The organism is Immundisolibacter sp., assembly GCF_041625615.1.
GTDB lineage: Bacteria > Pseudomonadota > Gammaproteobacteria > Immundisolibacterales > Immundisolibacteraceae > Immundisolibacter.
This window is the reverse complement of the sequence record NZ_JBFJTF010000028.1, coordinates 1-21,470: the sequence shown is the minus strand read 5'-3', so window position 1 is coordinate 21,470 and position 21,470 is coordinate 1. Positions and strand designations below refer to the sequence as shown.

The window sequence follows — 21,470 nt, the reverse complement described above, 5'->3', positions numbered from 1 at the left end:
CGCGGCGGCCGAGCCCGTGCCGGCTGCCACGCCCGCGGCGGTCGGCCAGCGCGTCGTTGCCACCCCGTACGCGCGGCGCCTGGCCCGCGAGCGCGGGGTGGAACTGAACGGCGTCATCGGCAGCGGGCCCAACGGGCGCATCCGCGCGGCGGACGTGCCCGAGCATGCGGCGCTGCCGCAGGCGGTGGCGTCGCCCGCCACGGCGACCGCGTCGGCCGAACACTTCCTGGTGGCCGATGTGTCGGCGCGGGCACTGCTGGAGTGGCGTGCCCGGTTGCCGGCGGGGCAGGGCGGGCTCGGCAGCCTGGTGTTCTACCTGGCGGCCCGCACCCTGATGGCCCGTCGACCGCAGGCGATGTGTGCCGCCGGTGACGGCGCGCCGGTGTCGGCCACTCAGGCGTCGCAGGGCCTCGCCGCCTGGCGGGCGGCCCAGGCCGGCGCGACGTCTGACGGACCGGCGGTGCAGCTGTGGTTCGCCAGTGCCGGTCGCGGCCCGCTGCGGCTGCTGGCGCCGGCCCGGCCGGCCGGCTGTGCCCTGGCGCTGGGTGTCGGCAGCCTCGTCGACGATTGCCTCACGCTGGCGCTGCGCGCCGACGCCGCCGTGTGGTCGTCCGTGGAAGCCGCCGACTTCCTCGTGCAGCTGCATGCCGCGCTCGAAGACCCGCGGCGCGTGTTGCTGTAACGCCGCCCTTTCCAATCCCTTTTTCGAAGGTACCGCGCCGTGAATTTCGATCTCACTGAAGAGCAGCGCATGATCTGCGACACCGCCGACCGCGTCGGAGCCGACTTCGGTCCCGACTACTGGCTGGAGAAAGATCGCGCCAAGGCGTTTCCGCAGGAGCTGTGGCAGGCCATCTGCGATGCCGGCCTGTGTGGTGTGGCGTTGTCGGAGGAGCACGGCGGCAGCGGGCTCGGCATGCAGGAGATGGCGCTGATCGTCGAACACCTGGCGGCAACCGGAGGCGGTGCCACCCTGGGACAGCTGTTCATGATCAACCCCATCTTCGGCGGGGTGTCCCTGTCGCGGTACGGCAGTGCCGAGCAGCAGGCGCAGATGCTGCCGGAGCTGACCGCCGGTCGCATGAATTTCAGCATGGCGCTGACCGAGCCGGATGCCGGTTCGAACACGCTGGAGCTGCGCAGCTTCGCGCGTGCCGACGGTGACGGCTGGCGCCTGTCCGGGCAGAAGATCTGGATCACCGGCGTCAAGGAGGGCCACAAGATGCTGGTGGTGGCCCGCACCAAGAAGGTGGAGGAGGTCAGCCGCCGCACCGAGGGCCTGACGATGTTCATGATCGACATCGACCGCCCGGGCCTCACTTTCGCGCCGATCGAGAAGCTGGGCACCAACACGCTGTCCTCGTGCAGCGTGTTTTTCGATGACGTGCGCATCGAGCCACAGGAGCTGGTCGGCACGCTCCACGGCGGCTGGTTCGAGCTGCTGGAGGTGCTCAATACCGAGCGCATCGTCACCACGGCGGCGCTGATCGGCGCCGGGCACATGGCCATCCGCCAGGCGGTGGAGTACGCCAACGTGCGCAAGGTGTTCCGCGGCACGCCCATCGGGGCCTACCAGGGGGTGCAGTTCCCGCTGGCGCAGGTGCATGCGCAGTTGCAGACGGCGCGGTTGATGAACCTCAATGCCGCCTGGCTGTGCGATGAGGGTCGCCCGTACGGGTCGGAAGCCAACACCGCCAAGCTGATTGCCGCCCAGGCCGCCATGTCGGCCATCGAGCACGCCATGCAGACGCTCGGCGGCATGGGTTACGCCCGCGAATCGCACCTGGAGCGCCTGTGGCGCGACGCGCGCCTGTTCAAGTTCGCGCCGGTGGCCGAGGAAATGGTGCTGAACTTCATCGCCACGCATGACCTGGGGCTGCCGCGCGGGTACTGAGCCGGGCGGACGCCCCGTACCGACAATCAGAGAGGTGGAGTGATGGTCAATCTGAGCGCCTTCATCGATTTTCACGCCCGTGTCAGTCCGCAGCGCGAGGCGGTGCTCTACGACGGCGAGCGCATCACATACGCGGACCTGGCGCTGCGGTTGCGGGCACTGGCGGCGGTGTTCGCCGGGCGCGGCGTGGGCGCGGGCGACGTGGTGGCGGTGTTGATGAAAAACAGCGCCGCGTATCTCGACATCGCCTTTGCCGTCTCGTACCTGGGCGCCGTGCTGTTGCCGATCAACTACCGGCTGTCGAAGGAGGAGGTCGCCTACATCGTCGGTGATTCCGGCGCCAGGCTGCTGTGCGTGGACGAGGAGTTGACCGCCAGTGTCGGCGGTACCGACGCGGTGGTGGTGTTCAACCGGGCAGCGCAGCGCGATCCGCGGGTGCTCGGTGGCCAGGATGCGCCGCCGGTAGCCGGGCGCGGTCCGCAGGACCTGATGCGCCTGATGTACACCTCGGGGACCACCGCACACCCGAAAGGCGTGCAGCACACCTACGCCAATTTCTACTGGAAGAACATGGATCACGTGCTGGCGCTGGGCGTGAGCGCCGCCAGCCGATGCAACGTGGTGGGGCCCCTGTACCACGTCGGCGGCATGGACCTGCCCGGGATCAATGTGCTGTGGCAGGGTGGCCTGCTGTGCGTGCACCGTGAGTTCGACCCGGAAGCCACCGTGGCGGCCATTGCCGCCGAGCGCCTGAACTGCGCATGGATGGCACCGGTCATGACCGGGCGGATACTGGCGCTGGAAGGTCGCGACCGCTACGACGTGGCCAGCCTGCGCTGGTGCGTCGGCGGCGGTGAGAAGACGCCCGAGTCGCGCATCCGCGCCTTCTCCGAGTACTTCACCGGCGCGCGTTACGTGGACGGTTACGGCCTGACCGAGACCTGCGGCGGCGACACCATCATGGAGGCCGGCTATGAACTGGCCAAGATCGGCTCGACCGGTCGCGCCACCGCGCACGTGGAGCTGTGCATTCGTGACGAAAGCGGCCAGGACCTGCCGCCCGGCAGCGATGGCGAGGTGTGCCTGCGCGGGCCGAAGGTGATGCCCGGCTACTGGAACGCGCCGCAGAAGAACGCCGAGAGCTTCTTCGCCGACGGTTTCTTTCGCACCGGAGACGTCGGTCACGTCGACGAGGACGGCTTCCTGTTCCTGACCGACCGCCGCAAGGACATGATCATTTCCGGCGGCGAGAACATCGCCTCGTCGGAGGTCGAGCGGGTCATCCACGAGCTGCCGCAGGTCGCCGAGTGCGCCGTCATCGGCGTGCCCGACGCGCGCTGGGGGGAGCGGCCGGTGGCGCTGGTGGTGCTGCGGGATGGCGCACGGCTCGACGAGGACACGCTGCGCGCCCATTGCCGGGCGCGGCTGGCCGCCTTCAAGGTGCCCGAGCGCTTCGTGCTGCGCGGCGCGCTGCCGCGTAACCCGTCCGGCAAGGTTCTGAAGCGCGTGCTGCGCGACGAGGTGGCTGGCGACGCGTGAACGTGCTGGCTTCCCGGAAAAGAAAAACGGCGCCGAGGCGCCGTTTTTCTTTCGAGTAATTGGTGGGCCGCGTAGGGCTCGAACCTACGACCCGCTGATTAAGAGTCAGCTGCTCTACCAACTGAGCTAGCGGCCCAAAAACTCATCTGCTGCAAAATTGGGGTGAGCGATGGGGATCGAACCCACGACCACCGGATCCACAATCCGGGGCTCTACCGACTGAGCTACGCCCACCATAAAACCCTTGCTGGCAACGGCTGGTGCGCCCGGCAGGATTCGAACCTGCGACCGACGGCTTAGAAGGCCGTTGCTCTATCCTGGCTGAGCTACGGGCGCAGCAAACCCGAAACCTGCACCATTCGCCGGGCAAACTGGTCGGGGTAGAGAGATTTGAACTCCCGACATCCAGCACCCAAAGCTGGCGCGCTACCAGACTGCGCCATACCCCGAGATCTTGCCTGGCCCGCGTGGTTGCGCGGGGTGCGAACTATACAGCCGCCCGCCCGGCAGGGTCAACGCCGTGCCGGGCGGGATGGACAAGCTGCTAGAATTCGCGCTTCCCGGAATTCATCGCAACCATCTGGATTTGAAGCGCACCATGGCCATTGAACGCACGCTTTCCATCATCAAGCCCGACGCCGTCGCCAAGAACGTCATCGGCGCCATCTACTCCCGCTTCGAGCAGGCCGGGCTGAAGGTCATTGCCGCGCGCATGGAGCACCTGAGCCGCGAACAGGCCGAGGGCTTCTATGCCGTGCACCGCGAGCGCCCGTTCTTCAATGACCTGGTCAGCTTCATGATCTCCGGTCCGGTGATGATCCAGGCGCTCGAGGGCGAGAACGCCGTCGCGCTGCACCGCGACCTGATGGGGGCCACTGACCCGGCCAAGGCGGCACCGGGCACCATCCGTGCCGATTTCGCCAGCACCATCGACGAGAACGCCGTGCACGGCTCGGACAGCCTCGAGAACGCCGCCACGGAGATCGCCTATTTCTTCGGTGACGGGCAGATCTGCCCGCGCACCCGCTGACCCGGGATCCCTTGGACGCAGCCACCGCCAAGACCAACCTGCTGGGCCTGGATCGTCCGGGCCTGGAGGGGCTGTTCGCCTCACTCGGCGAGAAGCCGTTTCGCGCCGGGCAGGTTCTGCAGTGGCTGCATGCCCGCGGCTGCGACGACTTCGTGGCCATGACCAACCTGAGCAAGGCGCTGCGTGAGCGTCTGGCGCAGGGATCGCAGATTGCCGCGCCTCAGGTGCAGGCCGACCACCTGGCGTCCGACGGTACCCGCAAGTGGCTGTTCCAGGTGCCCGGTGGCAGCGCCATCGAGACCGTCTATATCCCCGAGACGCGCCGCGGCACGCTGTGCGTGTCGTCGCAGGTCGGTTGCCAGCTGAACTGCAGCTTCTGCCAGACCGCCCGTCAGGGATTCAACCGCAACCTCGGCGTGGACGAGATCGTCGGCCAGATATGGGCCGCCAGCCGTCTGTTGCCGCCGCATCCGGCGCGCGAGAAGCCCATCACCAACGTGGTGTTCATGGGCATGGGCGAGCCGCTGCTGAACTTCGACAACGTGGTGGCGGCCATCCGCGTCATGCTGGACGACCTGGCCTACGGGCTGTCCTGGCGCCGGGTGACGGTGAGCACGTCCGGCGTGGTGCCGATGATCGATCGCCTGCGCGAGGAGTGCCCGGTGGCGCTGGCGGTGTCGCTGCACGCGCCAGATGACGCCTTGCGCGACGAACTGGTGCCGCTCAACCGCCGTTACCCGATCGATGTGTTGCTCGATGCCTGCCGCCGGTACGTGGCGGGCGATTCGCGGCGCCGGATCACCTTCGAGTACACCCTGCTGGCCGGGGTCAACGATCACCCGGCTCAGGCCAAGGCGCTGGCCAAGCTGCTGGCGCGGGTGCCGGCGAAGGTAAACCTGATCCCGTACAACCCCGTGGCCGGGCTGCCGTACAGCACCTCGCCGCCGCAGGCGGTGGCACAGTTTCGTGACGAGTTGCTGCGCCGCGGCCTGGTGGCAACCGTGCGCAAGACCCGCGGCGACGATATCGCCGGCGCCTGCGGACAGCTGGCCGGGCAGGTATTGCCGCGTGCCCGCCGTGCCGTCCCCCTTTCACCGTCTGCGTGAGTCGTATGCGTAGCCAGCTGCCGATTCTCGTCACCGTGCTGATGCTCGCTGGTTGCGCCAGCCAGCCCCGGGAGCCCGTGTTGCGCGATGCCGCCGGTGGGCGTCTGGCGCAGGTCGACATGGCCGTTTGCAGTCAGGTGTCCGTGGACCCGGAGCGCAAGGTCGGCAAGAAGGAACGTCTGGCGGAACTGCGGATGGCGCTGGGCGCCGGCTACATGCGCAAGGGCGCGCTTGACGTGGCCCTGCAGGAACTCGAAAAGAGCCTGGAGCTGAATCCGCGCAGTGCCGAGGCGCACGCGACCATGGCCTTGCTGATGTTGCGTCTGGACAAGCCCGATCAGGCCGGCCAGCACTACGTCAGGGCGCTGCAGCTGGCACCGAGTGATCCGGAGATTCGCAACAACTACGGCGTTTACCTGTGCAATCAGGGTCATGCGCGCGCAGCGGACGCCCAGTTCCGCTGCGCCATTGCCAATCCGCTGTATCGCACACCGGCCATGGCATATACCAATGCCGCCGAGTGCGCGCTGCGACACGGGGATGCGCCGCGGGCGGAAATCGACCTGCAAACCGCCGCCCAGATCGACCCCGGCTATGCCATGGCCAGCCTGATGCTGGCCGACTTGAGCATGGACAAGGGCGATGCGGGGACTGCGCGCCGGCATCTGAGCCGTTACATGCGCCACGCCGGACAGACACCGGCCGGCCTGGCGCTGGGCGTTCGCGTGGAGACCGCGCTGGGTGATCTGGATCGTGCCGCCAGTTACCGACTGTTGCTGAAAAACCGTTTTCCTGACTCGCGCGAAGCGCAAGAGTTGAATTGAGTACCGACGAACGCGTTCCGGAGCCGGCACCGCCGGAGGCCAGCGCTGGCCAGCAGCTGCGTCAGGCGCGTGAGGCGCGCGGCTGGACAGTGGCGCTGGTGGCGGGGCGTCTGCGTATTCGTCCGGCGCTGGTGGAGGCGCTGGAAGCCGACGATTACGCGCCGTTCGGTGCCGTTGCCTACGCCCGTGGCCAGCTGCGCAATTACGCGGCCCTGCTGGGGGTGGATGCGGCAACGGTACTGCAGGGGGTGTCGCCACCACGGCTTGACGAGCCCGGCAAGCTGGCGCGCAACGCACCGGAACTTCATCCCGGGCGGCCGTGGCTGGTGCGTCTCGGTGGTGCGGCGGTCGTGGTGGTGCTGGCGGTGCTCGGCGCTCTGTGGGCGGATGCGAACCGCGAGCGCGTGCCGGAGGTTTCCGAGTTCGTTCCGCCATCGGAGTCGACGGTCGCGCCGGAGCCGGCCGCGACGCCGGTCGCGACGTCAGGGCCTGATGCGTCGCCCGTGGACGTCCGGTCGCCGGCCGAAACGGCGACACCGCGCGAGGTGCCGTTCACCGCTGCCGACCCGGTCGGTCAGACAGCGGATGTCGCCGGCTCATCGGCGCCGGCAGCGGACGATCAGCCCGCGCTGGCGGCGGAGCCCAGCACCGACGCCGGGTTGGCCGAGCTTCGCCTGCAGACCCGCGCGGTGAGCTGGGTCGAAGTGTCCGACAGCGGCGGTCAGCGCCTGATCTACGAGCTCGTCAGCCCGGGGCGCGAGCGTACGGTGCGTGGCGTGCCGCCGTTGCGCATACTGCTGGGGAACGCGCCGGCGGTGGAGGTTCTCTATAATGGCGCGCCGGTGGCTCTGCCGGCCGGCGAGCACGTCGTGCGCATGATTCTCGGCAGCCCGCCCGCAGCGGTCGCGGCGCCGCCTTCTCCTCAGCCCTGACTCAGATTCCCATGGCTTCCAAGCTACAGGCCGTGCGCGGCATGAACGACCTGTTGCCTGCGGTCACGCCGCGCTGGCACGCCGTCGAACAGCGTCTGCGGGCGGTTATGGAGCGCCACGGCTTTGCCGAAGTGCGCCTGCCGCTGCTCGAGCCGACCGAGTTGTTCGCGCGCACGATCGGTGAGGTGACCGACATCGTCGAGAAGGAGATGTATACCTTTCTCGACCGCAACGGCGACAGTTTGACGCTGCGACCGGAAGGCACGGCCGGTGCCGTGCGCGCCGGTATCGAGCATGGGCTGTTCCAGGGGCAGCTGTTGCGGTGGTGGTACCAGGGGCCGATGTTCCGGCACGAGCGTCCGCAGCGCGGGCGCTACCGGCAGTTCCACCAGATCGGCGCCGAGTGCTTCGGCAGCCCCGCGCCGGAGCTGGATGCCGAGCTGATCGCCATGACGGCGCGGTTCTGGAGCGAGTTGGGCCTGGGCGGGCTGCGCCTGGAGCTGAACTCGCTGGGCTCGCGCGAGGCGCGTGCGGTGTATCGCGAGCACCTGCAGGACTACCTGCGCGGGCATTTCGACCTGCTGGACGAGGACAGCCGCCGGCGCCTGGACAGCAACCCGCTGCGCATTCTGGACAGCAAGAATCCGGCGCTGTCGGAGTTGATCGCCGGGGCGCCGAGCTTGCCGGATCATCTCGACGCCGCGTCGCGCGAACACTTCGATCGCCTGTGCGAACTGCTCGATGACCTGAAGGTGACGTACACGGTCAATCCGCGTCTGGTGCGGGGACTCGACTACTACGGCCGTACGGTGTTCGAGTGGGTTACCGACGCGCTCGGGGCGCAGGGGACGGTATGCGCGGGTGGGCGCTACGACGCGCTCGTCGAGCAACTGGGCGGGCGGCCGACACCGGCCATCGGTTTCGCGCTGGGCGTGGAGCGGCTGATCGAGCTGCTGGCCGTCAGCGGCATCGATCCGGTACAGCCGCGCCGCATGTGGTACGTGGTTTCGACGCCGGGCCCGTGTCGGGCCCAGGCATTGCGGTTGGCGCAGGACCTGCGGGCCGGTGACGACGCGCCCACGGTGCTGGTCGACCATGCCGGCGGCAACTTCGGAAAACAGATGCAGCGCGCCGACAAAGCGGGTGCGGACGTGGCGTTGATTCTCGGCGAGGAGGAGCTCGCGGAAGGTACGGTCACCGTACGCCTTCTACGCGCCAGCGAGCCAACCCAGCGGCGAGTGCCCCGCGACGCGGTGATCGCTACCGTTGCCCGCCTGGCCAGTGAGGAGGCTTCGTGAGTACCTTGGACGACGATCAGATCGAACAGCTTCGCCGCGTGTGGGACCGGTACGGCCGAGTGACCGTGGTGGTGGCGGTAGCCGTGGTGGTTGGCCTGCTCGGTGGCCGGTTCTACGGCCAGTATCAGGGCCAGCAGGCGCAGCAGGCGGCCGCGCTGTACGCCACGTATCAGCAGCCGTCCCCGGCGCAGGCAGACGATGCCGCCGACGTGGCCGAGCAGCTGCGCGAACAGTATCCGGCAAGCAGTTATGCCGCCTTCGCCGCGCTGGACCAGGCACGCCAGGCGGTACAGGACGGTGATCTGGACGTGGCCGAGCGCCACCTGCGCTGGGTCGTGGCGAACGCCGCGGAGCCGGCGGACCGGGGGCTTGCGGGTCTGCGCCTGGCGCGGGTGCTGCTGGCCAGGGGCGATGTCGCTGCGGCCAAAGAGGCCGTGGCGGACAAGGCGATCACGCCGTCGCCGGTACTGGAGGAGATCAAGGGCGACATCGCGTTGGCCGAGGGCAAGTCTTCGCAGGCGCGTGACCATTATCAGCAGGCATTGGCGGGGTTGACCGGTGATGCCGGTGCGGCGGCGCTGATCAATCTCAAACTCGATGCACTGGGCAACCGTGAGTAATAGCGTGAACTTGTTGCTGCGCGTGGTGTGTGTGGCCGGTCTGGCGCTGGCGGCGGGCTGCGCCACGGTGGCGGATATCGGCAAGGGGGCGGCGCGTGGCGCCAGTCGGGCAGGGGAAAACATCGCCGGTCGCCTGACGGCCGCCGATGCCCCGCAGGCGCAGGCGGAATTGCCCGCGCTTGGCGGTGAGTACGCCGTGGAGGCAGCGGCCAAGTTCCGCGTCACCGACGGCACCCCAAAGGGTTTTCCAAAGCCCCTGCCGGCGTTCGCCGACGATGTGGTGTACACGCTCGGTGAGGACCGGGACGTCGTGTTCGCGCACGCGCTGAGCGACGGCAAGCGGCTGTGGCGTACGCGCCTGAAGGCCGTGGTGACAGGCGGTGTTGGCGCCGGAGATGGCCTGGTGCTGGTCGGTACCGCAAACGGGCTGGTGATTGCCCTGGATGCGGCGGACGGTTCGGAGCGTTGGCGAGAAAACCTCAAAAGCGAGATTCTCTCCCCGCCGGCAGCGCGTGATGGCATCACCGCGGTAGCGACCGGCGACGGTCATCTGTACGGGCTTTCCAGTGTCGACGGTGCGCGCAAGTGGAGCATCAACCGCGACGTGCCAACGCTGTCGCTGCGAGGCGGCAGCGCCCCGATCATGACCGCGCTGCAGGTGGTGCACGGATTTGCCGACGGGCATCTGGCCGCGGTCGAGCCGCGTACCGGGCGCAGCCTGTGGGATGTGCCGATTGCCCGCCCGCGCGGACGGACCGACCTCGAACGCATGGTCGACGTGGATTGCCAACCGGTGATCGCCAACAGCGCCGTCTTCGCGGCTGCCTATCAGGGACGCGTCAGTGGCGTTGATCTGGTCAGTGGCGCGCTGGGCTGGGGGCGCGAAGTATCCTGCGACAGCGCCTTGGCGGCCGACACGTTCAACGTGTACCTGACAGATGTCGATGACCGGGTGCTGGCCCTGGACCAGCGCAGCGGGCAGGTGTTCTGGGAGCAGAAGGCGCTCGAGGGGCGTCATCTGACGGCCCCTGCGGTGCTGGGAACGGTGCTGGCGGTGGCCGATGTCGAGGGTTACGTGCATTGGCTGAGCACGGACGACGGCCGTTTGCTCGGACGCAGTCGACCGACCAAGGATGCTTTCTTGCTGCCGCCGCAGGTGCACAACGGGCGCATCCACGTGCTCTCGGAAGGCGGCACCCTGTACGTGCTGGAACCCGGCAGTTGATCCTGCAGTGACACCGGTAATCGCGCTGCTCGGGCGGCCAAACGTCGGGAAGTCGACTCTGTTCAACCGCCTCACGCGTACACGCGACGCGCTGGTGGCTGATTTTCCGGGTGTGACCCGCGACCGTCTGGTCGGCAGCGGTCAGCTCGGCGAGCGCCCGTTCTGGGTGGTGGATACCGGCGGTCTGCTCGGCGAGGACGCGCAGCTGTCCGGCAAGGTAAGCGACCAGGCCCTGGCGGCCGCCCAGGAGGCGGACGCGGTGCTGCTGGTGGTCGATGCCCGTGCCGGCCTGACTGCCGACGATCGCACCATCGCCGACACCCTGCGCACGCTCGGCCGGCCGGTCCGGGTGGCCATCAACAAGGCGGAGCACCTGAACCCGGACCTGGTCCGGGCAGACTTCTTCGAACTCGGGCTGGGCGAGCCAACGCCGATATCCGCCAGCCACGGTCACGGCGTGCGCAGCCTGCTCGACGGCATCCTGGAAGCCTTCCCGCCGCCCGATCTGTCGCCGACGCAGGAGGCCGAGGACACGCGTCCGGTATTTGCCGTGGTGGGCCGACCCAACGCCGTCAAGTCGACCCTCATCAACCGCCTGCTCGGACAGTCGCGGCTCATCGAGAGCCCCGTGCCCGGCACCACGCGGGACTGCGTGCGCGTACCGGTGCAATTGGACGGCCGCGAGTGCCTGTTGCTGGATACCGCCGGCCTGCGCCGGCGCGCGCAGGTGCACGAGGTGATCGAGAAATTCAGCGTCATCAAGACCTTGCAGGCCATCGACCTGGCCCAGGTGGTGGCGCTGGTGATCGACGGCGAACTCGGCATCGGTGAGCAGGATGCCCGCATCGCCGGGCAGGCCCTGCAGCGCGGCCGGGCACTGGTGGTGGCGGTGAACAAGTCCGACACGCTGGATGAGCCTGCGCGCGCCGCGCTGCGGCGCGAGGTGGAGCGTCGCCTGCCGTTCATCGGCTTCGCGCCGGTGGAATTCATCAGCGCCAAGTCGGGTCGGGGGCTGAAGGCACTGACCCGTTCGCTGTTCGCGGTGCACAGCAGCGCGCTGACACGGGTGCCGACATCGGAACTCACGCGCCTGCTGGAAGCCATCGTGACGCGCAATCCGCCGCCGATGAGCGGTGGCCGCCGGGCCAAGCTGCGTTATGCCCACCAGGGGGGGCACAGCCCGCCGACGGTGGTGATCCACGGCACCCAGGTGGCCGGCCTGCCGGCGCACTACCTGCGTTACCTCGAAAACAGCTTTCGCGAGGCACTCGGCCTGACCGGTACGCCCATACGCATCGTCACCCGGCAGGGCGAGAACCCCTACGCCGGGCGCGTGAACACGCTCACGGCGCGCCAGGTGGAGCGTCGTCACCGCGCCCGGCGGCGCGGTCGCAAGCTGTTTCGCGACTGACGCCGGGTCTCAGCGCGACGTCGACGGGTTGTCGTACAGCGCTGCGGCGCGGCGCAGCCGGTCGGCCAGCTCGGCGCGCAGCGCGGGGGGCGAGATGACTTCCACGTCCGGGCCGTAGCGCAGGATGTCGAGGATCAGCTCGGTTGCATCGCCGTAGGGCACCGTCAACTCGTAGCGGCCGTCGGTCAGCCAATGACCGCACTGGTCCGGGTGCCAGCGCTCGCTGGCCACCCAGCGGGCGCGACTGGCGGCGAAGCGCAGTACGGCCCGTTCGTGAGCCGGCCCGCCGAAGATGCCGTAGCTGGCATTGAAATGCCGGTCGACCTCCTCATCCGGCAACACGTGCGCCGGATCGGCGCCGTGACTGGCCTCGCTGATGGCATCCAGCGCAAAGGCGCGCAGCCCCTGACGGGTATGACACCAGCCGCCCAGGTACCAGTTGTCGCGGTAGCGGAACAGGCGCTGCGGGCTGACCTGGCGTTCGCTGTGTTCGCCGGTGCTGCGCGCCTGATAGCGAAAACGCAACTGCCGTCCGGCCAGGGTGGCGCTGACCACGGAGCGGAAGATGGCCGGGTCGGTGGGCCGGCCGGCGACGGTGAGGACGCGAACCACCTGCGAGGCGCGCTGCGGTGACACGCCGCCGCGGGCCAGCAGAGCCATGATGCGCCCACGCAGCGTATGGAACTGTTCCGGCATGACGCCTTCGTCGAGCCCGCTCAGCAGACTCTGGACCAGCAGCAGCGCCTGCAGTTCGTCGGCGGAGAACCACAGCCCCGGCAATTGTGTGCGCGGTGCCGCGCCATCCAGACGGTAGCCGCGCGCCTCGGTGTCCCAGATGAGCGGCGCGTCGAACAGGCTTCGCAGTTCGGCGATGGCGCGCATCAGGGTGGCGCGCGAGCACTCCAGGTCAGCCTGCAGCGATTGAGCCGAACGCGGCTCCCGGCTGCTGGTGAACAGGGTGTACAGGCGGTAGATACGATCGAAGCGGTCCATGCTGATAAATATTACATCCATGCGGGGCGTGTGCTTGCCGGTGCGCCGGTGGCATGCCACGCTTGCGCCGGCTCGTTTCACCCATCCGAGGAGGTTTTCCCATGCTCACGCTTTACGGTCAGTACATGTCGCGCGCCCAGCGCTGCCTGTGGACGCTGGAGGAACTGGGCGTGCCCTATCAGCACGTCAAGACCAACCAGACCCTGGGTGAATCGCGCACGCCGGAGTTTCTGAAGATCAACCCCAATGGGCACGTGCCGGCGCTCAAGGATGGCGATTTCATCCTGTGGGAATCGATGGCCATCGCCATGTACGTGGCCAAGAAGTACGGCCAGGGTAGCCTGTGGCCGGCCAGCGTGGAGGACGAGGGGCACGTCATGCAGTGGGCGCTGTGGGCGTCGCTGGAGGTCGAAACCTTCGTTGTCAATTTCCTGCGCCACGCCATGCTGTATCCGCCGGAGAAGCGCCGGCCGGAGCTGGCGGAAGAGGCACTTCGGGTGTTGCCGGCACCGCTGAAGGTGCTCGACGATGCACTGGCCGGGCGTGAATACCTCGTCGGCAACCGTTTCAGCGTCGCCGACATCAATGTGTCCACGGTACTTTTGCTGGCGGACGTCCACAAGCATCTGGGCGTGGACACGTTCGGCAACGTGACAGGCTGGCTGCAGCGCGTGGCTGATCGTCCGGCCTGGCAGAAGCTGCCGTCGTTGAAGTAAGGCTTCGGCCCGGCGCCCGGCAAGGGTGCCGGGCCGTTGTTGGCTGATTGCAGTCATGGCGGGCGCCGCGTGAGCGCCTAGCCTTTCAGTGGGGCGGCGGGCTTCGGGGCCTGCCGCATCCGCAACGGAGGTGCGCCATGAATGACAAATCCAAGCCCGTCGAAGTCAAGAAATCGACCCACACGGCCGCGGGGCGGCAGATGTCCGGATTGCGAGAGCGGTGGGACAGCCTGTTCGACGATTTCTTTACCGACTTTCCGCGTTGGTCGTCCCTGCGCCGGCCGTTCGACATTGAGCCGCTGCGTCGCCTGAGCGGTGGCGATCTGGTGCCGGCGGTGGACGTGACCGAGCAGGACGCCCGGTACCTCATCAGTGTCGAACTGCCCGGCCTGGACGAGAGCGACATCAGCGTCGAGGTCCAGGACGACCTGCTCACCCTGCGCGGGGAGAAGCGTGCCGAGCGCGAGGAACAGGACAAGGGGTATCACCTGACCGAGCGCAGTTTCGGCAGCTTCACGCGCAGTTTCCGCTTGCCGGGTGACGCCGACGTCGCCAAGGCGAGTGCCGGCTTCAGCAAGGGTGTGCTCAGCATCACGGTCCCGAAGAGTCCGCAGGCCCACAGCCAGGTGAAGAAGATAGACATCAAAAGCGCCTGACTTGTCTGGCACGTTGGCGGCCGATCGACTGTCCGCCTGGCGGCGCATGGTGGCGGCGCTGGTGGACACACTGGCCCACGAGGGCAAGCCGGTAAGGGTGATCGAGACCCACATCTCGGCGGTGCTGTTGGCCGGTGGCGATGCCTACAAGCTCAAGAAGCCGGTCGATCTCGGGTTCGTGGATTTCACGCGCCTGGCCGCGCGGCGTCACTTCTGCCGGGAAGAACTGCGCCTGAACCGTCGCTTGGCGTCGGCGCTGTACGTGGCGGTGGTGCCGGTCACCGGGCGCCTGGGTGCGCCCCGCTTCGAGGCCCCCGGCCGCGTGATCGACTACGCCGTGAAGATGCGTAGGTTCCCGGCGGCGGCGCAGTTCGATCACCTGCTGCGCGACGGACGCCTCGAGCCAGGACAGCTGGATGCACTGGTTGCCCGCCTGGCGCGTTTTCACGCTGACCTGCCGGCGGCGGCGCGTGAGTCGCCGTTCGGCCGGCCGCGGGATCTGCGGCGGGCGGCGCGCGACAACTTTTCGGTGCTGGCCGCCGACGGCGGGCCGCGCAGTCGCGCCCGTCTGGCACGGCTGGCGGCGTGGAGCGAGGACGAATACCACCGTCGTCGTGCGTTGCTTACGCGCCGCCGCGCCGGCGGTCGGGTGCGCGAGTGCCACGGTGATCTGCATCTGGGCAACATCGTGTGGTTCGACGGGACGCCGCTGCCGTTCGACGGCATCGAGTTCGACCCGGCACTGCGCTGGCAGGACGTGCACGGCGAACTGGCATTCCTGACCATGGACCTGGCGCGGCGCGGGCGGCCGGACCTGGCCCGGCGCGTACGAGACCGCTACCTGCAGCACACCGGAGACTACGACGGCGTGCCGCTGGTCGACTTCTTCGAGGTGTACCGGGCCCTGGTGCGGGCCAAGGTGGCGCTGATGCGTGCCGGCGGCGCGGTGGTGCCCGGCCGGCGCATGGCAGCGCTGCGCGAATGCGCGAGCTGTATGCGGCTGGCCGAGACCATCCGTCGGCCACGTCGGCCGTGGTTGGCCATTACCCACGGTCTGACCGGTTCCGGCAAGACCCGCTACGCCGACTGGCTGGTCGAGCGGCTGCCGCTGATCCGTTTGCGCTCGGACGTTGAGCGCAAGCGCCTGTTGGGTCTGAACGCGCTGGCAAGCAGCCAGTCGGGGGTCGGGGAGGGAGCCTACGACGCCGAGGTGACCGCCCGTACCTACCGGCGCCTGGCGCAGCTGGCGCGCGGTCTTCTGCGGGCCGGCTGGCCGGTGTTGGTGGATGCCAGCTTTTTGGCGGCCGGCCAGCGGCAACGTTTCGCACGGTTGGCCAGTCAGCTGCACGTCCCGTTGCACATCGTGTCGTGTCGTGCGCCGGAATCGGTGCTGCGCGAGCGGCTGGCGGCGCGCTGCGGTGATGCTTCCGAGGGCACGGCCACGGTGTTGGAGGCCCAGCAGGCCGGCTACCGGCCAGTGACGGAACGTGAGCGCGAACACGTGATTGTCATCGACACCACCGCGCCGTATCGCGTGCCGACACCGCTGCGCCCGTGCTGACCGACCGGCGGTGCGGTGTCAGCCCAGGACGCGTCGAAAACGCAGCACCGAGAAGCCGAACATCAGCCCGCCGAGTACCAGCATGCCCAGGATGTCGTGCCAGACATAGGCCAGGCCGTTGCCCTTGAACAGCACCTGGTAACCGAAGTCGATGTAGTAGCGCATGGGCGAGATCAGCGTGGCGTAACGCATCCACGGTGACATGCTTTCCGGCGGCGTGGTGGCGCCGGACAGGAACAGCATGGGAAACAGAATCAGGAACAGCACCATCATGGCCTGCGCCAGGTTGCGCGCCAGCAGGGCGATGTAGATGCCGAGGCTGGCCACCGACGTGATGTACAGCACGGACACCGCGTAAAACAGCAGCACGCTGCCGCGCAGCGGCGTGCCGAACACACCGCCGACGATGCCGAACAACGACACCGGCGACAGCACCAGCACCACCACCACGGTGGGGATGATCTTGGCGGCGAACAGCTCCGCCGGTCGCAACGGGCTCACCAGCAGCTGCTCGAGCGTGCCATGCTCCTTCTCGCGCACCAGGGCGGCGGCGGTCAGCAGCATGGAGATCATGGTGATCATGTTGAACAGCTCCAGCAGGCTGGTGAACCACGCCGAGGTGATGTTGGGGTTGAATTCGACCCGCGGTCGCGCATCCACCTGCGGCAGGTTGGCCAGCAGGCGGTCGGTTGGCCCGCGCCGGCGTTCGAGCAGCGCGACACTGTAGTCGCCCGCCAGCTGGGTGATGTAGCCGCCGGCCAACGTGGCCATCTGCGACTGCGTGCCGTCCGAGATCACCTGGAACCGGCCCTCGCCGGCCTGCACGTCACGCGCGAAGGTGGGGGGAATGACCAGCGCCACGCTGGCGGCGCCGCGGTCCAGGGTGTCGGTCAGGTCGGCGTCGCTGCGCAGCTGGGTGACCACCTTGAAGTAGGGGGCGCGCAGGCGGGCGATCAGTTCGCGGCTTTCGTTGCTGCGCGACAGGTCCAGCACTGCCACCGGGTAGTTGTTGATGTCCATGGAGACGGCGCGCCCGGCGATGTACACGGCGCCCAGGAAGCCCCATATCAGAATGAGCACGATGGCCCGGTCGGCGGCCAGCTGGCGGAACTCCTTGAGCACCATGGCCCCCAGGCGACCCCACATCAGCCGATCCTCTTGCGCAGCAGTGCCCCGCACAGGGCGTAGACCACCGCCGCGTAGAGGCACAGCGCGGCCAGGTTGGGCCAGTAGAAATCGAGCCCCAGCCCCTTCAGATAACAGCCGCGCACCACGGTCATGAAATGCGTGGCCGGGATGAACTGGGCGATGAGCTGGCCGACCTCGTCCATGGCGGCCACGGGCGTCAGAAAGCCGGAGTAGTTGAAGGCCGGGGTCACGGTGACCAGAAAGGTGGTCAGCATGGCGGCCAGCTGACTGCGGCACAGAATGGAGATCAGCAGCCCGATGCCGATGGTGCACACCGAGTACAGCACCGCACCCACACTGAGCAGCGCCACGCTGCCGACGAAGCGCACGTCGAACACCAGCCGCGAGACGGCGTAGATCAGCAGGTAGTCGAGCAGGGCCACGGCCAGATACGGCAGGAGCTTGCCGAGGATGATCTCGCTGCGCCGCACCGGTGAGGCGTAGAAGTTGAAGATGGTGCCGGATTCCTTCTCGCGGGCGATCAGCAGCGCGCCCAGGATGGCCGGGAACAGCATCAGGATCAGCACCAGCAGGCCCGGCACGATGGTGTTCTTGCTCTCCAGCGAGGGGTTGTACCAGACCGAAAGATCCATCTGCACCGGCAGGACGCTGTCGGTGCCGCGGGCCTGGCGCAGCAGGCGCTGGTTGTGGAGCGCGTTGATGGCCGCGACGTAGCCGTTGATGACGCCGGCGCGGGAGGGAAAGGAGCCATCGATGGTGACGCCGACATTCACCGGCCGACCGCTGGCGATGCGCCGGCCGAAATCCGGCGGCAGGTCGATGATCACCCGCGCCCGGCCGGAGCGCAGCCAGCGCTCGAGCGTGGCGGGATCGGTCTCGATGCCGACCAACGTGAAGTATTCCGAGTGCGTGAAGCCGTCGATGTAATCGCGGCTGTAGGGCGAGCGGTCGTGGTCGGCAAACACCAGCGGCAGGTTCTTCACGTCCAGCGACAGGCCGAAGCCGAACAGCAGGATCATCACCATCGGGATGACGAACGACAGGCCCAGATAGATCGGGTCGCGCAGCAGCTCGCGCGTTTCCTTGACCACGATGGCCGCCGTGCGGTGCAGCGGCTCAGGCATGGTCCGCCTCGCTGCGGCTGACGAAGTGCACGAACGCCTCTTCCATCGTCAGGCCGAGTTGACGCAGATCGCCGTCGACCTGTGCCCCGGCCAGCAGGGTGCGTGCGCGGTCGGTGTCCGTGTCCGGCGTGGCGGTCTGCCATTGGATGCGCCGGCCATACAGCATGGCGTCCGGGAACGCCTCGTGCAGCACCTGGTAGGCGGCGGCGAAGTCACTGGCATCGACCGCCACCACCGGACCGCCCTCGCGGCCGGCACGCGCGCGCAGCGCGTCCGGCGCGTCGACGGCGATCAGCCGGCCCTGGTGCATCAGGCCCAGCCGATCGCAGTGCTCGGCCTCGTCCATGTAGTGCGTCGACACCAGCACCGTGATGCGACTGCCGCGCGCCAGCAGGTGCACCAGATCCCAGAACTCGCGCCGCGCCAGCGGGTCGACGCCGGAGGTCGGCTCGTCCAGGAACAGCAGCCTGGGTTCGTGCAGCAGGGCGGCGGCCAGCGCCACCCGCTGGCGCAGCCCGGAGGGCAGGTCGCGCGTCACGCGCTGCGCGTAGGTGGACAGCTCGAGTCCGCCCAGCAGGGTGTCTATGCGCTCTGCGCGCTGGCCGCGTGGCAGGGCATAGAGGCCGGCGTACAGGTCGAGGTTGGCGCGCACGGTCAGGTCGCGGTACAGCGAGAAACGCTGCGACATGTAGCCGATGCGGGCGCGAAGGCGCCGGCGGTCGCGCCCGCGTGACAGGTCGATGCCGAGCACCTGGGCCCGGCCGGCGCTCGGCCGCAGCAGGCCACACAGCATCTTGATCAGCGTGGTCTTGCCGGCGCCGTTCGGTCCCAGCAGGCCGAAGATCTCGCCTGGCTCCACGGCCAGGTCCACCGCATCGACCGCAGTGAAGCTGCCGAAACGGCAGGTGAGCGTGTCGGTACGAACCGGTGCCACGGTCGTGTCGGCGTTGCCGGCGCTCAGGACGGGGGGCGGGGCGTCGACACCGGCGCCGCCGTGCGCCACGCGGTGCACGAACACGTCCTCGAGCCCCGGCGGGATGTCCTGTACCTCGACCGGCCCGATGCCATCGGCCTGCAGCCGGGCGGCAACGTCGATGCTGCCGTCGTCCAGCAGGGCGTGCACCTCGCGCCCGAACAGCGCCGTGGCGAGTGTCTGTGGCCAGGCAGCCAGCCGCGGCAGCACGGTCTGGGGTGCCGCGCCGCTGACGCTGACCAGCCGGCCCGGCAGTGCCTCGCACAACTGGGCCGGCGTGCCTTCGGCGATCAGGCGGCCGTGGTTCATCAGGCCGACGCGGGTGCAGCGCTCGGCCTCGTCCATGTAGGAGGTGGTCAGCAGCACCGTCACGTCGCGCGTGGCGACCAGATCGTGAATGATGCTCCAGAAGTCGCGCCGCGAGATCGGATCGACCCCGGTGGTCGGCTCGTCCAGCAGCAGGATGTCCGGCAGGTGGATGAGGGTGCAGATCAGCGCCAGCTTCTGGCGCATGCCACCGGACAGCTTGCCCGCCGGGCGGTCCAGGAAGGGTGACAGGCGCGTCATGGCCAGCAGGCGTTCGGCGTTGTCACGAAACCGCGTGGGCGGCACCTGGCGCAGGGCGCGGAAGAACGCGATGTTCTCCGCCACGCTGAGGGTGTCGTACAGGTTCAGTCCAAGGCCCTGCGGCATGTAGCCGATCAGCGGCTTGACGGCCTCGGGCCGGCGCAGCACGTCGATGCCCGCCACCTCGGCATGACCGGCGTCGGCCGACAGCACGCCGGCCAGCACCTGCACGATCGACGTCTTGCCGCAGCCGTCGGGGCCGATCAGCCCGTACACGTGGCCGCGCGGCACACTCAGCGAGACACCGTCCACGGCCAGCACGCGCCCGCGCGCGTAGGTCTTGTGCAGGCCGTCCAGACGGATGACGGCCGGCTGTGCCTCGGTCACGGCGTGGTGGCGCCGGGTCCGCTGTGCGCCTGCGCCGCGGTGGCGCCGGTATCGATGCGCCCGTCGGCCGGCATGCCGGGCTTGAGCACGCCGCCGGGGTTTTCCGTCAACGACAACTCGACCGCGAACACCAGCTTGACCCGCTCCTCCTTGGTCTCGACGTTCTTGGGGGTGAACTCGGCGGATGTCGCCACCTTGGTCACGGTGGCGGGGAAGGCGCGGTCAGGGTAGGCATCCACGCGTACCTCGGCGCTCTGGCCGAGTGCGACGCGGCCGATCAGCGGCTCGGGTACGTAGACCTTCAGATACAGACGATCAAGATTCACCAGCGAGAACAGCGGGCTGCCGGGCGCCACGTGTTCGCCGAGCTCGACACTGCGCGTCAGGACGACGCCTGAAAGCGGGCTCGAAATGTCCAGATAGCCGATCTGGGTGTCGAGTTCGGCCGCCTGCGCCCGCGCCTGCTCGACCTGGCGTTCCAGGCCGGCGATGCCCTCGTGCAGTGCCGCCAGCCGGCGATCGCCCAGTTGAGCCAGGGCGAGGGTGTCTGTCGCCGCCGTCACCGCGGCGCGCGCGGCCTGTTCGGTCTTGGCCGCCACGTTGGCCCGCAGGCGCGCCGTTTCCGCCTGCTGCGGTGACGTCAGCTGGCGCGCCGCGAGGGCGGCGAGCCGCTCGGCGTCGGTGTCGGCCTGGGTGCGATCGGCGCGGGCCGCCGCCAGGCGTGCACGGGTCTCCGTGAGCGCTGACCGGGCCTGTGCGATTTTCAATGGCAGCTCGCGCTGCGCCACGTCGTAGTCGATGCGCTGGGCCTGCAGCTGGCGCTCCAGTGCCGCCGTGCGTGCCCGGGCCGAGCGCCGCCGCTCCAGCAGCGTGGGTTCTTCCAGCCGGACCAGCAGCGCGCCGGCCTGCACCGCCTGTCCCTCGTCGACTGGCAGGGCGGCCACGGTGCCGTTGACCTTGGGTGTGACCAGGGTGATGCGGCCCTCGATACGACCGCTTGCTTCGATCTGGCCGGGTATGGAGTCCTCATGCAGGGCCTGCCACGCCAGGATGCCGACGGCGCCGATGGCCACGACGGCGGCGGCCACAAGAAGAAGGGAGTTGCGCGGCATGGGGGAGCCAGGTCCTGCGGGGGGTGACATGCACGGCAAGGGTGGCGCCCGGCGCGGGCGTCCGTCAACGAAACAGGCGGCTGGCGTTGATGTGGCTCAAGAATGTCTTGGCCCGGGCCACGCGGGGTGTGGCAGGCGTTGCGCCTTTGAAAAAGACTTCCCCGGAACGAAAAACCGCCCCAGGGGGGCGGTTTCTTTTTGACGCCGGAGGAATGGCGTCCCCAAGGGGATTCGAACCCCTGTTGCCGCCGTGAAAGGGCAGTGTCCTAGGCCTCTAGACGATGGGGACGTAGGCCGGCGCCACACCGGCGTCGGGCCGGTGGGGCGAATTTTGGTGGAGCCAGGCGGGATCG

The 21,470-nt window shown here is 68.6% G+C and carries 19 protein-coding genes and 5 tRNA genes; 14 read left to right on the top strand and 10 right to left on the bottom strand.

From position 1 onward, the window contains the following. The 3 genes from ABYX71_RS03785 to ABYX71_RS03775 form a co-directional block, all read left to right on the top strand. A partial coding sequence (locus ABYX71_RS03785) for an E3 binding domain-containing protein (protein ID WP_372695073.1) occupies positions 1 to 682 on the top strand: 682 nt, incomplete at its 5' end. A 39-nt stretch (positions 683 to 721) separates the two neighbouring features. After that, positions 722 to 1,894 (top strand): acyl-CoA dehydrogenase family protein, encoded by a 1,173-nt coding sequence (locus tag ABYX71_RS03780; RefSeq protein ID WP_372695071.1) that lies wholly within the window; start codon positions 722 to 724, stop codon positions 1,892 to 1,894. 42 nt (positions 1,895 to 1,936) lie between these two features. Continuing rightward, positions 1,937 to 3,433 (top strand): AMP-binding protein, encoded by a 1,497-nt coding sequence (locus ABYX71_RS03775; RefSeq protein WP_372695069.1) that lies wholly within the window; start codon positions 1,937 to 1,939, stop codon positions 3,431 to 3,433. Positions 3,434 to 3,493: 60 nt separating this feature from the next. Here the strand turns inward: ABYX71_RS03775 and ABYX71_RS03770 are convergent. From ABYX71_RS03770 to ABYX71_RS03755, 4 genes are all read right to left on the bottom strand, one after another. Then, a tRNA-Lys gene (locus tag ABYX71_RS03770) sits at positions 3,494 to 3,569 on the bottom strand. Between the two features lie 22 nt (positions 3,570 to 3,591). After that, positions 3,592 to 3,667, bottom strand: a tRNA-His gene (locus ABYX71_RS03765). A gap of 24 nt (positions 3,668 to 3,691) precedes the next feature. Continuing rightward, a tRNA-Arg gene (locus tag ABYX71_RS03760) sits at positions 3,692 to 3,769 on the bottom strand. Between the two features lie 36 nt (positions 3,770 to 3,805). Next, positions 3,806 to 3,882: transfer RNA gene (locus tag ABYX71_RS03755), tRNA-Pro, on the bottom strand. A 149-nt stretch (positions 3,883 to 4,031) separates the two neighbouring features. On the opposite strand from ABYX71_RS03755, the gene ndk reads away from it, so the two are divergent. Genes ndk through der form a run of 8 tightly spaced genes read left to right on the top strand, consistent with a single transcriptional unit; the run spans position 4,032 to position 11,879 of the window. Beyond that, positions 4,032 to 4,463: a nucleoside-diphosphate kinase gene (gene ndk, locus ABYX71_RS03750; protein WP_372695067.1), complete on the top strand. Its 432-nt coding sequence runs from the start codon at positions 4,032 to 4,034 to the stop codon at positions 4,461 to 4,463. An 11-nt stretch (positions 4,464 to 4,474) separates the two neighbouring features. Continuing rightward, positions 4,475 to 5,569, top strand: coding sequence for a 23S rRNA (adenine(2503)-C(2))-methyltransferase RlmN (rlmN, locus tag ABYX71_RS03745; RefSeq protein WP_372695065.1), 1,095 nt, complete (start codon positions 4,475 to 4,477; stop codon positions 5,567 to 5,569). A 5-nt stretch (positions 5,570 to 5,574) separates the two neighbouring features. Further along, positions 5,575 to 6,393, top strand: a complete 819-nt coding sequence (gene pilW, locus ABYX71_RS03740) for a type IV pilus biogenesis/stability protein PilW (RefSeq protein ID WP_372695063.1) — start codon at positions 5,575 to 5,577, stop codon at positions 6,391 to 6,393. Beyond that, positions 6,390 to 7,325 carry a RodZ domain-containing protein gene (locus ABYX71_RS03735; RefSeq protein WP_372695061.1) on the top strand — a complete coding sequence of 312 codons (936 nt, stop codon included), beginning with the start codon at positions 6,390 to 6,392 and terminating at the stop codon, positions 7,323 to 7,325. Before pilW ends, ABYX71_RS03735 begins: the two co-directional genes overlap by 4 nt. A gap of 11 nt (positions 7,326 to 7,336) precedes the next feature. Beyond that, the gene (gene hisS, locus ABYX71_RS03730) at positions 7,337 to 8,623 is read left to right on the top strand and encodes a histidine--tRNA ligase (RefSeq protein WP_372695059.1); all 1,287 of its coding nucleotides are present in this window, start codon (positions 7,337 to 7,339) and stop codon (positions 8,621 to 8,623) included. Then, positions 8,620 to 9,243 carry a YfgM family protein gene (locus tag ABYX71_RS03725; RefSeq protein WP_372695057.1) on the top strand — a complete coding sequence of 208 codons (624 nt, stop codon included), beginning with the start codon at positions 8,620 to 8,622 and terminating at the stop codon, positions 9,241 to 9,243. Before hisS ends, ABYX71_RS03725 begins: the two co-directional genes overlap by 4 nt. 4 nt (positions 9,244 to 9,247) lie before the next feature. Further along, the gene (bamB, locus tag ABYX71_RS03720; RefSeq protein WP_372695055.1) at positions 9,248 to 10,468 is read left to right on the top strand and encodes an outer membrane protein assembly factor BamB; all 1,221 of its coding nucleotides are present in this window, start codon (positions 9,248 to 9,250) and stop codon (positions 10,466 to 10,468) included. 7 nt (positions 10,469 to 10,475) lie between these two features. After that, on the top strand, positions 10,476 to 11,879 hold the full coding sequence (gene der, locus ABYX71_RS03715; RefSeq protein WP_372695054.1) for a ribosome biogenesis GTPase Der: 1,404 nt from the start codon (positions 10,476 to 10,478) through the stop codon (positions 11,877 to 11,879). A gap of 9 nt (positions 11,880 to 11,888) precedes the next feature. Here der and ABYX71_RS03710 read toward each other — a convergent pair whose 3' ends face one another. Continuing rightward, positions 11,889 to 12,893: a helix-turn-helix transcriptional regulator gene (locus ABYX71_RS03710; RefSeq protein ID WP_372695052.1), complete on the bottom strand. Its 1,005-nt coding sequence runs from the start codon at positions 12,891 to 12,893 to the stop codon at positions 11,889 to 11,891. 80 nt (positions 12,894 to 12,973) lie between these two features. Between ABYX71_RS03710 and ABYX71_RS03705 the strand changes: the two genes are divergently transcribed. The 3 genes from ABYX71_RS03705 (at position 12,974) to ABYX71_RS03695 (ending at position 15,805) form a co-directional block, all read left to right on the top strand. Next, entirely contained in the window at positions 12,974 to 13,588 is a 615-nt protein-coding gene (locus tag ABYX71_RS03705; RefSeq protein ID WP_372695050.1) for a glutathione S-transferase family protein, read from the top strand. A 137-nt stretch (positions 13,589 to 13,725) separates the two neighbouring features. Continuing rightward, positions 13,726 to 14,244 carry an Hsp20/alpha crystallin family protein gene (locus ABYX71_RS03700; RefSeq protein WP_372695048.1) on the top strand — a complete coding sequence of 173 codons (519 nt, stop codon included), beginning with the start codon at positions 13,726 to 13,728 and terminating at the stop codon, positions 14,242 to 14,244. Position 14,245: 1 nt separating this feature from the next. Next, positions 14,246 to 15,805: an AAA family ATPase gene (locus ABYX71_RS03695; protein WP_372695046.1), complete on the top strand. Its 1,560-nt coding sequence runs from the start codon at positions 14,246 to 14,248 to the stop codon at positions 15,803 to 15,805. Between the two features lie 18 nt (positions 15,806 to 15,823). Here the strand turns inward: ABYX71_RS03695 and ABYX71_RS03690 are convergent, their stop codons facing one another. The 5 genes from ABYX71_RS03690 to ABYX71_RS03670 form a co-directional block, all read right to left on the bottom strand. Further along, positions 15,824 to 16,951, bottom strand: a complete 1,128-nt coding sequence (locus ABYX71_RS03690) for an ABC transporter permease (RefSeq protein ID WP_372695044.1) — start codon at positions 16,949 to 16,951, stop codon at positions 15,824 to 15,826. Continuing rightward, complete coding sequence (locus ABYX71_RS03685) at positions 16,951 to 18,078, bottom strand: ABC transporter permease (RefSeq protein WP_372695042.1); 1,128 nt, start codon at positions 18,076 to 18,078, stop codon at positions 16,951 to 16,953. The genes ABYX71_RS03690 and ABYX71_RS03685 overlap by 1 nt, the downstream gene beginning before the upstream one ends. Further along, on the bottom strand, positions 18,071 to 20,005 hold the full coding sequence (locus tag ABYX71_RS03680) for an ATP-binding cassette domain-containing protein (protein WP_372695040.1): 1,935 nt from the start codon (positions 20,003 to 20,005) through the stop codon (positions 18,071 to 18,073). Before ABYX71_RS03680 ends, ABYX71_RS03685 begins: the two co-directional genes overlap by 8 nt. Next, on the bottom strand, positions 20,002 to 21,117 hold the full coding sequence (locus ABYX71_RS03675; RefSeq protein WP_372695038.1) for an HlyD family secretion protein: 1,116 nt from the start codon (positions 21,115 to 21,117) through the stop codon (positions 20,002 to 20,004). Before ABYX71_RS03675 ends, ABYX71_RS03680 begins: the two co-directional genes overlap by 4 nt. Positions 21,118 to 21,330: 213 nt before the next feature. After that, positions 21,331 to 21,406 (bottom strand) — tRNA-Glu (locus tag ABYX71_RS03670). Positions 21,407 to 21,470: the final 64 nt, after the last annotated feature.

What these genes read in the sequence shown, in the direction of transcription:
- ABYX71_RS03775 (WP_372695069.1), top strand. Translation starts at nt 1,937, where the DNA reads ATGGTCAATCTGAGCGCCTTCATCGATTTTCACGCCCGTGTCAGTCCG.
- ndk (WP_372695067.1), top strand. Translation starts at nt 4,032, where the DNA reads ATGGCCATTGAACGCACGCTTTCCATCATCAAGCCCGACGCCGTCGCC.
- pilW (WP_372695063.1), top strand. Translation starts at nt 5,575, where the DNA reads ATGCGTAGCCAGCTGCCGATTCTCGTCACCGTGCTGATGCTCGCTGGT.
- hisS (WP_372695059.1), top strand. Translation starts at nt 7,337, where the DNA reads ATGGCTTCCAAGCTACAGGCCGTGCGCGGCATGAACGACCTGTTGCCT.
- ABYX71_RS03710 (WP_372695052.1), bottom strand. Translation starts at nt 12,893, where the DNA reads ATGGATGTAATATTTATCAGCATGGACCGCTTCGATCGTATCTACCGC.
- ABYX71_RS03705 (WP_372695050.1), top strand. Translation starts at nt 12,974, where the DNA reads ATGCTCACGCTTTACGGTCAGTACATGTCGCGCGCCCAGCGCTGCCTG.
- ABYX71_RS03700 (WP_372695048.1), top strand. Translation starts at nt 13,726, where the DNA reads ATGAATGACAAATCCAAGCCCGTCGAAGTCAAGAAATCGACCCACACG.
- ABYX71_RS03690 (WP_372695044.1), bottom strand. Translation starts at nt 16,951, where the DNA reads ATGTGGGGTCGCCTGGGGGCCATGGTGCTCAAGGAGTTCCGCCAGCTG.
- ABYX71_RS03685 (WP_372695042.1), bottom strand. Translation starts at nt 18,078, where the DNA reads ATGCCTGAGCCGCTGCACCGCACGGCGGCCATCGTGGTCAAGGAAACG.
- ABYX71_RS03675 (WP_372695038.1), bottom strand. Translation starts at nt 21,117, where the DNA reads ATGCCGCGCAACTCCCTTCTTCTTGTGGCCGCCGCCGTCGTGGCCATC.